The 13,129-nt window shown below is 65.2% G+C and carries 12 protein-coding genes; 7 read left to right on the top strand and 5 right to left on the bottom strand.

Features of this window, described 5'->3' with window-relative positions:
• Positions 1 to 23: 23 nt before the first annotated feature.
• Complete coding sequence (locus QGG57_06210; GenBank protein MDP7007759.1) at positions 24 to 236, top strand: Mut7-C RNAse domain-containing protein; 213 nt, start codon at positions 24 to 26, stop codon at positions 234 to 236.
• Between the two features lie 308 nt (positions 237 to 544).
• The gene (locus QGG57_06205) at positions 545 to 1,648 is read left to right on the top strand and encodes a hypothetical protein (GenBank protein ID MDP7007758.1); all 1,104 of its coding nucleotides are present in this window, start codon (positions 545 to 547) and stop codon (positions 1,646 to 1,648) included.
• Between the two features lie 138 nt (positions 1,649 to 1,786).
• Here QGG57_06205 and QGG57_06200 read toward each other — a convergent pair whose 3' ends face one another.
• The 4 genes from QGG57_06200 to QGG57_06185 form a co-directional block, all read right to left on the bottom strand.
• Positions 1,787 to 2,422, bottom strand: coding sequence for a LysE family translocator (locus QGG57_06200; GenBank protein ID MDP7007757.1), 636 nt, complete (start codon positions 2,420 to 2,422; stop codon positions 1,787 to 1,789).
• A 23-nt stretch (positions 2,423 to 2,445) separates the two neighbouring features.
• On the bottom strand, positions 2,446 to 3,639 hold the full coding sequence (locus tag QGG57_06195; protein ID MDP7007756.1) for a cystathionine gamma-synthase: 1,194 nt from the start codon (positions 3,637 to 3,639) through the stop codon (positions 2,446 to 2,448).
• Positions 3,632 to 5,044, bottom strand: coding sequence for a pyridoxal-phosphate dependent enzyme (locus QGG57_06190; protein ID MDP7007755.1), 1,413 nt, complete (start codon positions 5,042 to 5,044; stop codon positions 3,632 to 3,634). Before QGG57_06190 ends, QGG57_06195 begins: the two co-directional genes overlap by 8 nt.
• Positions 5,045 to 5,149: 105 nt before the next feature.
• Positions 5,150 to 5,527: a cupin domain-containing protein gene (locus QGG57_06185; protein MDP7007754.1), complete on the bottom strand. Its 378-nt coding sequence runs from the start codon at positions 5,525 to 5,527 to the stop codon at positions 5,150 to 5,152.
• A gap of 74 nt (positions 5,528 to 5,601) precedes the next feature.
• Here QGG57_06185 and QGG57_06180 point away from each other — a divergent pair, with 74 nt between their 5' ends.
• A complete protein-coding gene (locus QGG57_06180; GenBank protein ID MDP7007753.1) occupies positions 5,602 to 6,888 on the top strand; it encodes an HD domain-containing protein in 1,287 nt (428 codons plus the stop codon).
• Between the two features lie 63 nt (positions 6,889 to 6,951).
• Entirely contained in the window at positions 6,952 to 8,199 is a 1,248-nt protein-coding gene (locus QGG57_06175; protein MDP7007752.1) for a hypothetical protein, read from the top strand.
• 6 nt (positions 8,200 to 8,205) lie between these two features.
• On the opposite strand, the gene QGG57_06170 is transcribed toward QGG57_06175, so the two are convergent.
• Complete coding sequence (locus QGG57_06170) at positions 8,206 to 9,621, bottom strand: hypothetical protein (protein ID MDP7007751.1); 1,416 nt, start codon at positions 9,619 to 9,621, stop codon at positions 8,206 to 8,208.
• A gap of 11 nt (positions 9,622 to 9,632) precedes the next feature.
• Here QGG57_06170 and QGG57_06165 point away from each other — a divergent pair, with 11 nt between their 5' ends.
• From QGG57_06165 to QGG57_06155, 3 genes are read left to right on the top strand one after another with little or no spacing between them, the layout of a single operon-like run.
• Positions 9,633 to 10,628 (top strand): ABC transporter ATP-binding protein, encoded by a 996-nt coding sequence (locus tag QGG57_06165; GenBank protein MDP7007750.1) that lies wholly within the window; start codon positions 9,633 to 9,635, stop codon positions 10,626 to 10,628.
• Entirely contained in the window at positions 10,625 to 12,103 is a 1,479-nt protein-coding gene (locus tag QGG57_06160) for an ABC transporter permease (GenBank protein MDP7007749.1), read from the top strand. The genes QGG57_06165 and QGG57_06160 overlap by 4 nt, the downstream gene beginning before the upstream one ends.
• Entirely contained in the window at positions 12,100 to 13,080 is a 981-nt protein-coding gene (locus QGG57_06155) for a lamin tail domain-containing protein (protein MDP7007748.1), read from the top strand. Before QGG57_06160 ends, QGG57_06155 begins: the two co-directional genes overlap by 4 nt.
• Positions 13,081 to 13,129 lie beyond the last annotated feature (49 nt).

The raw sequence follows: 13,129 nt of genomic DNA, 5'->3' as shown, positions 1-13,129 counted from the left end.
GCCGCCCGCGCCGCGCGTCACGCGTGCGCTACGTCTGCGACGCGATGCTGGGGCGGCTGGCGCGCTGGCTGCGGCTGCTGGGGCACGACACGCTCTACGCCGACGTCGGGGATGCCGAGCTGCTGCGGCTCGGGGAGACACGCCGGTTGCTGACGCGCGACCGCGAACTGGCGTGCCGCGGCGGCGTCGCGCCAATCGCAGCGGATGAACTGCGCGCGTGGGGGCTACTGGAGTGAGAGCAGCGCACCGATTCTATCGGCTGCTCAATCAAATGGCTCAACTGACCCAGAGGGTAGCGAGCAAACCAACCCACTGAAAGCCCATTTCACAGGCATTTCCCTGTTGGATGGGTCTTCGGATTAACCCTATCAACACATCCGATTGCGATATGTTGATGCTTTCAACAGGGGCATCCAACAGCCCTGTGAATCTCAATCGTGAATTGAGCCGGTGTTGAGCAAGATCCGTTCGAACCTCAAGCAGAACGATCTGTCGATGCTTCCACCACAAACCCTCAATTACCGCTATTCAATAAGGAGGGTTGATGGGGTTCGATACCGAAGTCGCGCCGATTGAAGGTCCTGCCCCTCGTTTTTTCCACCGCCTCTTCTTCTGGTTCTTTCTTGCAACGATTGCGATGGTCCTTCCTGAAGTGGTTACTCTGAACGATCCGATTCCTTGGGCTTCTGCGATGGGGTGGCAACTCGGCTATCCGATTTACGGATTACATATCCTCGCACTTGCTGGGCTCATGTATCGCAGACCGATAGGAGGGTTTGCAGTATTGCTCGCATACGGCGGTTTGTTCGGGCTCTACGAGGGTTACATGATCAAGCAGTTGTGGAATCCGAATTGGGGCACGGAGCTGGCTTGGGGCACGATTGGGGGTGTTCAACCCCTTCATACTGTGATACTGGTCTTCTGGTTGCATCCGCTGATGGCGTACATCCTCCCACTTCTGCTCACTGAACGATTGATGGTTCGGCCAGGAAAGTTGTCTCATCGATTCCCATCCATCTTCCAATCCAAGCGTGGAACGAGGTTTCTGTTGTTCGGAACAGCGGTGTACTGTGCATTGTCCATCGGCTCCAAGCTATCATCTCCATCCGAAATGGTGATTCCATTGACTTCGATTGCAGTCCTCTCCGCCCTCGGATTGATTTGGCGATTGCCGTTGAGAGGGGGCAGATTCCGTCTTGAGGAGTTGTTGCCTCAAGAAAGGTCGCTCGCCGTGATTTGGGTTCTCCTATTTCTTTCGTACCTCTTCTATGGGTCGACTCTCCGCAGGGAAGCGATGCCGACAGAGTTGGTCTCTCACATAGTGATCTGGCTAATCTACCTCTTCTTGATCAGCATAATAATCACGGTCACTCGAAGAACATCGCCACTTCCGTCTGAACGGCCACCTCTCGAAGGGTGGAGCAATGCCAAAGCAGTCATGATGGCTGGGGTGACATTCATCGTGCTCTTGTTGGTGATTCTAATCCATTTGCCTTCTACTCTGCCGGGTGCGGTATTGATTTTGGTCAGTTTCGTTCTCGGAGGTATCTTCAACATCCTCTTCCTTCTCTACACTCTACTGAAGTCGTTGGTGAGTTCCAATCCAGTTTCTGAAGAAAAGAAGAACGAGAGCTTGTCTGAGAGTTGATTTCCCACGCACCGCCATTCCATCACCAGTCAAATCAAACCCTTACAACACCCATGCAACACCCGTAGGTTGGATGGGGAGCGAGCGCTCCCCGGCACCCACTTCGTGCGCATCCGCGACTCGCTGCGCGCGTGGGGGCTAATCGAGTGAGAGCAGCGCGCGCAGCTGCTCGTGGAAGGCGATGTCGAGTGCGACCAGCCCGAGCAGCGCGCCCAGTGCGAGGTTGACGCGCCGCGCGCTGGCGGGGTCGCTGAAGATGCGCTTCAGCAGCGCCCCCGCACCGGACCAGAAGAGCACCGAGCCGACCCCGATGGCGGCCGACGCACCGGCGAGCAGCAGCTTGATGGCGAACGCTTCGCCGAGCCGCGGCGCGTAGACCCCCATCAGCAGGACGAAGTAGACGAGGCCCTTGGGATTTACGAACTGTAGCATGAAACCCGTAGCTGGCCCCAACGGCGCCTCCGCGACCGGAGGCGTCGCCCCTGCGGCCACCTGCGACGCGCCGGCAATCTGGTAAGCGAGGTAGAGCATCCAGCCGGCGCCGACATACCTGACCGCCTCGATTGCCGCGCGGTACTGCTCGACCAGCTCGATGCCGGCGCCGACGATGACCGCCAGCAGGAAGAAGCCGGCCGCCATCCCCGCCTCGAGCGGCAGCGTCGCCTGCCAGCCGTGGCGGTTGCCGTGCGCGGCGCAGAGCATGGTGTTGGGGCCGGGCGTCCAGCACATCAGGAACATGAATCCGGTCGCCAGCGCCAGCTCGGAAAGGTCCATGCGCGGGCCACGCTGAGGCGCTATTAAATCTGGACCTTCGCGAGCGCCTGTTCCAGGTCGGCGATGAGGTCGGCGGGGTCCTCGATGCCGACCGAGAGCCGCACCAGCCCGTCGGTGATGCCCTTCGCCAGCCGCTCCTCGAGCGGGACCGAGGCGTGGGTCATCGGCGCCGGGAGCTCAATCAGCGACTCGACGCCGCCCAGCGACTCGGCCAGCTGGAAAATCCGGACCGCCTTGACCAGTGCGGACGACTGCGGAATCCCGCCGGGGAGCTCGAAGGAGAGCATCCCGCCGAAGTCCGCCATCTGCTCGCGGGCGACGGCGTGCCCCGGATGGTCGGCGAGGCCAGGGTAGAGCACGCGCTCCACCCCGGGGTGGCTGTGCAGGAATTCGGCCAGCGCGCGCGCGTTGGCGCAGTGCCGCTCGATGCGCACCTCGAGGGTGCGCAGGCCGCGGAGGGTCAGGAAGGCGTCGAAGGGCGAGTTCGCGGTGCCGGCGGAATTCTGGTGGAACCACAAGTCCTCGCTGCGCACCTCGTCGCGCACCACGACCGCCCCGCCGACGACGTCGCTGTGGCCGGCGATGTACTTGGTGGTCGAGTGAATGACGTAGTCGGCGCCGAACTCGATGGGGCGCTGGAGCGCGGGCGAGGCGAAGGTATTATCCACCGCCACCTCGGCGCCCACCTTGCGGGCGGCCGCGACCGCCTGCTTCAGCGAAGTCACGGTCAGCAGCGGGTTGGAGGGGGTCTCGATGTAAAGCAGCCGCGTGTCCTCGGGAAGTACCCCGAGGACCGCGGGGTCGCTCGTGTCAACGTAATCTATCAGGACGCCGAAGCGCTGCGTGACCCGGTTGAAGAGCCGGTGGGTGCCGCCGTAGAGGTCCTTGCCGGCGACGACCCGGTCGCCCGGCTTGAGCGTCAGCAACAGCGTGTGGATGGCGGCCATCCCGGAAGCGAAGGTGAAGGCGGCCGCGCCGCCCTCGAGGTCGGCCAGCGCATCCTGTAGCGCGAAGCGGGTGGGGTTCTGGGTGCGAGTGTATTCGTAGCCGCCGCGCGGCTGGCCAGGGCCGTCCTGCACGAAGGTGCTGGTCAGGTAGACTGGCGGCATGACCGCGCCAGTCTGCTCGTCGGGCTCCCAGCCGGCGTGGACGGCGCGGGTCCCGAAGCGGGCGTCGGGGTCGCGCTTGGGGGGAACATGCTTGTCGGGGTCAGACATCGGTTGCGCCTCCGTGGTCCAGTCGCGGTAGTGCCCTTAACATATCGCGTCGCTCGAGCACTGCCCAGCCATCCGGCTCCCGTACCAGCACCCGCTCGTGCTCGGCCAGCGCAGCCAGCGCCGCCTCCCATGGGGCGCTGGCGTCGAGCACCAGCCCCGCTTCGGCGATGCAGTCCCGCACCAGCAGCGGCTCCAGCGCTTCGCCGGCGGCGAGCAGTTCCATGACTCGCGCCTCGTCAACCACGCCGAGCAACGCGCCGCCCTCCTCCGTGAGGACGGGGAGCGGGCGGACGCCGCGTTCGCCCATGTGTCGCGCGGCCCAGTAGAGCGTCTCCTCCGGCTTGACCCAGGCGCGCGCGCCGTCGCGCACCAGGTCGGCGACCGTCGCGTCGGCGGCCGGCGTTGCGGGGAGGAAGCGCCAGTCGCGCAGCCAGTCCTCGCTGTAGACCTTGCTCAGGTAGGCGCGCCCCGAGTCAGGCACCAGCGTCACCACCCGCGCCTCGGCGGGGAGTTTGCGGGCGATGTCGAGGGTCGCAACTAGGTTCATGCCGGTCGAGCCGCCGCCGAAGATGCCGGTCGCCAGCGCCAGCCGGCGTGCCATCGCGAATGAATCCGCATCAGTGACCACGCGGTAGTCATCGACGACCTCGGGGTCCCAGGCGCCCGGAACTTCCTCCTCGCCGACCCCCTCCACGAAATAGAAACCGGGCTCGACCAGCTCGCCGGTCCGCCAGTAATCGGCCAGGATTGAGCCGGGCGGGTCGACTCCCACCACCTGCACCGCGGGGTCCTGCTGCTTCAGGTAGCGCGCGACCCCGGCGAGCGAGCCGCCGGTCCCGGCACCGGCAACGAAGGCGTCGAGCCGTCCCCCGCACTGCCGCCAGATTTCAGCGCCGGTGCTGCGGTAGTGGCCCTCCGTGTTATCCGGGTTGTGGTACTGATTGGGCCACCACGCACCGGGAGTATCCTCGGCAATCTGCTGCGCCTTGCGGGTGTAGTGGTCGGGGTGGTCTATCGGGACATTGGCAGGGGTGACCACCACATCGGCCCCGTAGGCGCACAGCACATCGATTTTCTCCTGACTCATCTTGTCGGGGATGACGATGGTAATCGGGTAGCCCAGCGCCGCCGCCACCAGGCAGAGGCCGGCGCCGGTGTTTCCCGAAGAGCACTCGACGATGCGCCCGCCGGGCTTGAGCAGCCCCTTGCGCTCGGCTTCGCGGACCATGAAGAGCGCGATGCGGTCCTTGATGCTCCCGCTCGGGTTGGTGAACTCGACCTTGAGCAGGATTTCGCACTCGACCCCCGGCTCGAAACCGGCCGGCAGCCGCACCAGCGGGGTCTCCCCGATGGCGGTCAGGATGCTGTCGTGGACCTCGCTTTCCTGCCCGTCCTTGCCAGCCATCCCGCCGGGATTTCCCGGCCGGTTATAATGCTACTCGGAGTCGCGGTCGTAGGGAATAATATTCTGCTACTCCGAGGCTTCGGAACGCGCGACGACCGCGTGGACCTAGTCGTTATTGGAGCAGTTGAACACTTCGTGCGGCAGCCCCGGCTCGATGTATAACATGTCGCCCGCCGAATGCACGACTGACTCGCGGCAGCCCGGCCCGAACTCGTGCCGCACGCTCCCCCGAAGCAGGAAGACCATGACGTCGAAATCGACATGGATGTGCGCCTTCGCGACCCCGCCCGGCGGGATCCAGGCGCGGTTCATCGAAAGCGCCGTCGACGGCGTGTTCTTCCCCGACAGGCCAGCGCCATACTCGATGCTGTTCCAGCCGCGCACCTTCTCGACCTGCCGCAGGCTCCAGATGCCGCCCTCGTCATTCACGAACTGCGCCAGGTCAACCTGCTCGCCACTCAAGGCAAGCTCTTCTTCACCCATGCCCCGGCAAGGCATCGAGCGGCTTAAGATTGCCGGCGGCCACGCGGTTATAACTGTCCCGACGTTCGCAGGGCATGGCCCAGATGATACATGACACCGTGCATGGTGCGATTTCGCTCGAAGGCAGCTTCGAGCCGCTGCTCGAGACGCGAGAGTTCCAGAAGCTCTCCTCCATCAGGCAGCTGGGGCTGGCGCACCTCGTCTTCCCCGGGGCGAACCACACGCGTCTCGAGCACTCGCTGGGTGTCGGCCACACCGCACGCCGCATCTGCCGCAACCTCGGGCTGGACGACGCGGAGACCGCGCTGATTGCGTCGGCGGCGCTGCTGCACGACGTCGGGCACGGGCCGTATTCGCACACGCTCGAGGCCATCCTGCACGAGCGGCTGGGCGTCGACCACATGGCGATTACCAAGGATATCATCACGGGCCGGCAGCCGCCGCCCGAAACCGAACTGGGAGGGGCGACCATCCCCGAGGTACTAGCAGCGCACGACCTCGACCCCGCGGAGGTGGCGGCGCTGGTGACCGGCTCCGCCGGTGAGGGCGAGCAGTCGCAACTGACGGTCCACGACGGGCAGGCGCACTACTCCGGGCCGGCGTACCGCGGGCAGGTGGTCCACTCGACGGTCGACGCCGACCAGATAGATTACCTGCTGCGCGATTCGCATTATAGCGGCGTGGCGCACGGCGCGATTGACGTCGAACGGCTGGTCCACTCGCTGGTGCTGCACAACAACCAGCTAGTTATCGCCCGCTCAGGAGTGGCGGCGGTCGAGGGGATGCTAGTAGCGCGGACGCTGATGTATTCGGCAGTCTACTTCCACAAGACCGTGCGCATCGCCGAGCTGATGCTGGCGCGCGCGGTCGAGCAAATAGAGGACCTCGGCGCGCTGGAGGTGCAGTCACTGGTTGATGCCGAACTGGACGCGCGGCTCGAATCGCTGGGCGGCTTCCAGCGCGAAACGCTCCAGCGGCTGCGTTACCGGCGGCTCTACAAGGTCGCCTGGGCGCTCTCACCGCAGGAAATCGGTGACGAGCACCGCGAACCGCTCAAGCCGCTGGCTGACGCCGACAACCGCCGCCGCGCGGAGGCGCGCATCGCGAAGCGGCTCGGGCTGGAGCCGGGCGAAGTCATCATCGACCTGCCGCTGGCGGAGCTGCTGCTCTCCGAGCCGCGCATCGCCTCGACCGCCATCCGCGTGCTCGATGGTGGGCGGCTGCGGTCGCTCAAACGCTACTCGCCGTTGGCGGAGGCGCTGCAACAGCGCGCGGTCCCGCCGTGGGCAGTGGCGCTGATTGTGCCGCAGCGGGCGCGCGGGGACGCGGCGGCCAAGGGCGAGCAATTGTTACTTGGTTGAAACAGACGCCGCACGCACCCGGGAGAGTCGATATCTTAATATCAGCGGGCAAATCCGCGGCTGGTGCACTTGTTAATCTCCAACCTCTCGCGGACGGGCGGATATAGCGTGCTTTTACTGGCGCTGCTGGCGCTCGGCATGCCGGCGGCGTCGGCCGATATCACAGTCTACATCAACGAGGAGTTGATGGGGGAGCACAACGAAAATACGGTCACGGTCGAGAGCGGACGGGAAATTAAAATCTGGATTGACCTGACCGATTCACACAAGGAAAATGTTTCCCGCCTGGTCGTGGTCGGTGAATATCTGGATACAGCGCGGGACCTGATTACCGGCGTCGCCTCGTATGACGCGCCGGACGATAACGAGATTCCGCCTGATTACGACCGCTACTATGTCAAGTGGCCCGGCAAGGGAACCAACGGCTACGCGCGCGACGGCGCCTACATCGGAATGCTGCAAGTCACCGTAAAGGCGCAGCACGACAACGGCTCGCTGCTCGGCGAACAGACAATGTTCGTCATCGTGAAGGCGGCCGAGGAGGACGGCGTCTCGCTCAGCCTGCCTGACTTGGCAGGTATCATCGAGAAACTGCCCTACGCAGTTGGTGGACTCCTGCTGGTGCTGGTTCTCGGCTTCGGTGTGAAACGGTTACTCGACCCCGAGGAACTGGTGCCGCAGAAGAGGGAGGAATACGACCCGCTCAAGGAAAGCATGATGGGGACTGGCCACAAGGTGGAGCTGCCAAGCACGGAAGATGATGATGACGACGAGTATGAAGATGATGATGACATTGATGATAGCATCGGCGCCGACGTTCCTGAAGAAGGGCTATCCGAAACCGAGCTGCTGGCGCAGCTGACCTCTGGTGCCGAGCTGGCCGACAGCTCGAAAGAAGATGCTGAGGATGGCACTGGCGACGACGCAGCGCCACCGGCCGCAGCCGCGGCACCAGTCCGCCGCAAGGTGAAGAAGAAGCCCGTCCGCAAGGCGAAGCGTAGCGGACGCAAGGTGAAACGCAAGGCTACCGCGCCGGCCGCCGGGAAGCCACCGAAACCAAGCGGCAAGCCACCGGCGCCGAAGGGCGCTGGCTACCACTGCCCGAAGGATGGCAGTGCGCTACAGCACTGGCCTGACTCAGGCTACGCGACCGACTACTACTGCCAGAAGTGCGAGGAATACGTCGCGCCCGCCGAGCAGCACGCCGGCGACCGGCAGGTCACCTGCCCCAACTGCGACCGCAAGCATGCTATCCCTCCCGAGACTATCAAATTCATCTGCCAGTGCGGCCGCCGCATCCGGCTCGGCTGAGCGTTTTCAGCCGACCGCAAGGACGTGGAGCCGGGACCGGTTGCCCAGCTTCACCGGCAGCAGCGTCACCTCGACGCTTTCGCCGCGTGACTTCGCGTGCGCCAGCGGCAGCGCCAGTTCCCACTGCGTCAGCGGCAACGCCTCTACCGACCTTGCGACTGTATCGTCCACCAGCCGCGCCGAGGCCCAGCGAATATATTTGTCGTCTATTTTCGTCCTTTTTCCCCGAAAGTACTCAACCTGCACGGCAACGCGGCTCGGTCCGTCGGCACGCAGTGCCGCCGCGAGCGAACGCGGCGGTGCATCAGCAGGCGCCTTGAGCGGCAGCTGCGCCCATAACTTCGCGTCCCCGCTTCCGGCCGCGGCAAGGCGCAGCCGCTTGCGCTTCACGCCATCGGGCTTCTCGCGCTCGGCCATGGTGCGATAGTAACTGAGCGGATGGATGATTTCGCGGCAGAGCGCGTTTCCGCCGGGGCAGACGCCCTGACTGATGAGGCTGCTGCACGAAGGAGTATCGTATTCGGCGCCCGATACCTTGCCGGTGATGTGCTCGACCTGGTAGCGCGTTACCGACTCCTTGAAATCAGGCGCCGTGGCGTAGAGCTGCATTATCTGCTCGGGCTCCTGCCCCAGCGCGGTCAGGAACGTCGTCAGGAAGAAGCGCGCCGGATGCGGCAGGTTGACGCCTTCCTGCAGGTCGGCCAGATGCCCCGAAAAGCAGGGCGGAGCCTTGCCGAAGTCCAGCTGGCCCAGTTCGCGCAGGGCGCGTTCCTGGCGTTCCTTCGCCATCACCTGCATATTTTCCATGTCGTTACTGAATCGCTCAAGGACCTTCTTCCCGAGTTTTCCGGGGAGTTCGGGCAGGTCCTGCAGGTGCTCCACGACAATCTCCCTGAGCATCCGCACCAGCGTACGCTGGTCGAGCATGACCTTTCCGTCAACGACACCGCGGTTGACCAGCTTCCATTTGCCGGTACGGAGGTTTTTGGTCGCCGTCAGGTAGGCGGTGTAGTGAACCTGAAATTGTTCCCCTACCGCTTTCACGGGAACGCCCAGTTGCTCCGAAACGTACAGCAGTGTGCTGGTTTCCTCGCCCTTCAGACTTCTTTCGGCCCTCAGCGCTTCGGTCACTCCAACCCAGTTAATCACTTTCGTGTCGGCCTGCGCTGAGAGAATCAGGCGAGAAAACAGGTAGGAGAGCATGTACATCTCCTCGTCCCGCTCATCGACTGGCGTACCGAGGCTCTCCATCCGGTCCGCCACCGCCGCGTTCAGTCGCTCCACCGCCAGCGCGCGCGCTTCCCCGTAAAGCGGGTCGTCCAGCAGCTTTTCCAGCTGTGATTCAAGCTGGCCGCGAGGATACATTTTCTCTATCTCCGCATGGGCGGCGGGCAGGAACGGATAGCGCCAGAGGTCCCTCACGACGAGTGCAGGTGCTGCGGTTTTATAACCGCGAGGCAGCCTGCAACGGCGTGCTGCTGGAGCTTGAGGGCGTCGAGAAGGGCTACCCCGTGCGCCGCTGGGGGCGCGAGGTTTCGCGCGTCGAGGCGCTGCGCGGACTGGACCTGTCAGTCCCCGAAGGGGCAATGTTCGGCTTCCTCGGCCCGAATGGCGCCGGGAAGACGACCGCCATCAGCTGTATCGTCGGCATCCTGCGTGCCGACGCGGGCGGTATCCGGCTCGACGGTGAGCCGCTCGACGCGACACGCGGGCGCACCGAAATCGGCTACCTGCCCGAGCAGGTCGGCCTGCACGGCCACCTGACTGCGGAGGAGACGCTACAGTTCTACGGCGCGTTCCACGGGCTGGCACGCGACGAAATCGAGTCGCGCGGCTCCGAGCTGCTGGGGCAGCTAGGGCTGGCGGGAGAGACCGCGCGCGCAGTGCGCGGCTTCTCGCTCGGCATGCGCAAGCGCCTCGCGCTGGCGGTGGCGCTGCTGCACCGGCCGCGGCTGCTGGTGCTCGACGAGCCGACTTCGGGGCTGGACCCCCGCGGGGTTGCCGCGTTGCGGAAGCTGTTGCGGCAGTTCAACAGCGAGGGGCTGACAATTCTGCTCAGCTCGCACGTGCTGGCGGAGGTGCAACAGCTCTGCAGCGAGGCGGCGATTATCCACCGCGGCCGGCTGGTGCGGCAGGCGCCGGTCGAGGAGCTGCGCAGCGCGGTCGCTGACGCGGGGCAGCGAGTGACTCTGAAGCTGGGTGATTTCGCGCCCGAGATGCTCGAGAAGCTTAAGGCGCTCGACGGCGTTTCCGAAGCTCGAGCGTCGCCTGACGGGCGGCACACGCGGCTGGAGGTGCAGCTGGCGGGACTCACGACGGCAGAGCTGACCAGCGCGCTGGTCGAGGCCGGCGCGCTGGTCTTCTCGGTCGCGCCGCACGAGCCGACACTCGAGGAAGTGTTCCTCGCCTCGACGGAGGAGGAGGCATGAACCGCGCCGAACTACGGGCGCGCTGGGACGCGCTCGGCGCATGGCAGCCGCTCGCGGCGGCGTTCCTCGCGGTGCTGCTGCTGGCAGTCTCGCACTACGGCTACTGGAACCTGACCGCCGAGACAGACCCCGGCGGCTACTGGGCGTCGCGCGACCTTGAGCGCGACGGCAACGTCTGGAAGCTCTTTCTCGATGATGAAGCGGGAACGGGCGGCGACGAGGTGGTCTTCCGCGGAACGCTGGTGAACTCGCCGCGCTTCTCGGTTTACGAGAACGGGACCATCAAGACCGGGATTTTCTCGCCCTCGGACGGGCTGGTCTACACCGAAGACCTGTATGGGAAGACGATGCTCAACCTTTCGGGCATGCCGCTGCTGGTGCACGGCAATATTTCGGGGCAGTTCTTCGCCAACGAGATTGTCGCCATCCGGGCCACCGAGGTCTACAACATCACCCTCTTCGAACAGGATGGCGAGAATATCACCCTCATCCGGCAGGGCTGGGAGGCGCAGCCGGAGGACATCGCGCTCGCATCGCAGGTGGACCGCTGGTTCTTCGGCGGCGAGCTGCTGGCGCTGGTGGCGGGCGGCTGGCTCACGGCACAGCGGCTGCCGGGGCTGCGGCGCGAATGGGGAGCGGCGCAGCATATCGCCCTCTTCGAGGCGCGACGCGGGCTGCGGTCGCCGCGCACGATTGTGCTGGTGCTCTTCTTCACGCTCTTTATCGTCGGGATGGGGTGGCTGCTGGGCGACCTGCAGAAGGACGAGAACGCGCTCCTCGGCGGCGTCCAGAACCCCAACGACGCGCTCGGCCAACTGGCGTGGTTCACCTTCTTCGTGACTGCGCTCGCCGCCGTGGCGGTGTCGCTTGACAGCTTCGTCGCCGAGCGCGACAGCGGGACGCTTCCGCTGCTGCTGGCGCAACCGTTGCGGCGCGAAACCGTCGTGCTGGGCAAGGCGCTCGGCCTCTGGTTCTCAATCGGGCTGCCGGCGCTGGCGGCGCAGCTGCTCGGGCTGGCGCTGATGCTGCGCGAAGGCGGCCAGCCGGCTGGCGCCGCGATTGCGGGCTACCTGCTGCTGGGGCAGCTGATGATTCTCACCTTCGTGCTGCTGCAACTCTGCCTCGCGATTGTCGCGCGCACCGGCGCCGAGGCGGCAGTTTACGGCCTGCTAGTGTGGCTACTGGTGGCGCTGGTCTGGCCGCTGCTGTTCCTCGCCACGGCGTACGCGCTGGGCATCGACGTCACCACGGCTGGCTACGAGCAGGACCCGGCCTACCAGTCGGTGGTCTCGCACATGGGACTGCTCAATCCCGGCTACGTCTACCAGATGGGGGTGGGGCTGCTGGCGCACCGCACCTTCGCGATTGACTTCGAGGGCGTTTCAGGATGGCAGGTGGCGTCGGCGCTGCTGTTATGGCCCCTCGCCTGCCTCGCCCTAGCAGCATGGCTGTTCCGGCGCGAGGAGCGCGGATGATTCCGCGGCGAGAAGAGGGCGTTACGCACGTCATCGAATTCACCTTCGCGCTGACGCTCTTCCTCATCATAATTCAGGCCTTCTCGACCACCATGGATTTCCGCATCGGGGTCGACCTCGACAGCAACGACAACCGCATCGCCGCCGCGCGCTCCATCACGCACGAGCTGGCGGGGTCGAGCGGCAACGCCTCCGGCACCGTCGACTGGGAGACGCTCGAGTGGGGCAGCGGCAGCCCGCAGCTGTCGGCCGGCCTGACGGTGGGGCTGCTCACTGAGACAGGGGTGCTGTCGCTCGCCAAGTGCGAGGCGCTGGCGAAATTCACCTACAACGGGCTGCGCGACGAGCTCGGCACGAAGGACGGCCTGTCGGTCGAGGTGCGCACGCTCTCGCCCGACGCGCGCGTCAGCTTCTGGGGCGGCGACGTCTCGAAGGCAACGGTCTCGGTGACCGAGGAGCGCATCCTGCTGCTGCGCACCGCTGACGGCGACGTGCCGGCCAAGCTGCGCGTGACGCTCTTCAGCGGCGTGACGCCCGATACGACGCTGCGGCTGACCGAGGTAATGTACCAGCCGGCCGCCGGCACCGAATGGGTCGAAATCTACAACCCCGCTTACGTCGCGGCCGAGGTCGCCGGCTGGAAGCTGAGCGACCTCGCCGAAGAGGACCTGATTCTCGGCGGCGACGGTGAGACGCTCACCATCCCGGCGCGCAGCGCCGCCATCGTCGCAGCCAGCCCCGCCACCTTCGCCAGCAGCTACCCTTCGGTCAGCTACGTCTTCGGCCTCGAGGACAGCGCCATCGGTGACGGGCTGGGTGACATCGCCGACACCATCGCCCTCGGCTACCACAGCTACAGCGACGCGCTCGCCTACGAGGACGACGACGGCGCCAACGGCGACGGCAACTCGCTCACCCGTGACTGCCCCACCTGCGACGGCTGGACTGCCGCAACGGCGACGCCGGGCACAGTATAGGCGCTGACAAAACCCTAAATCCACCCGGCACTACAGCCCCGATGCGCCC

This window comes from Candidatus Poseidoniia archaeon (genome assembly GCA_030748895.1).
Classification (GTDB): domain Archaea; phylum Thermoplasmatota; class Poseidoniia; order MGIII; family CG-Epi1; genus UBA8886.
The sequence above is the reverse complement of the archived record's forward strand: the minus strand, read 5'-3'. Positions and strand labels throughout refer to the sequence as shown.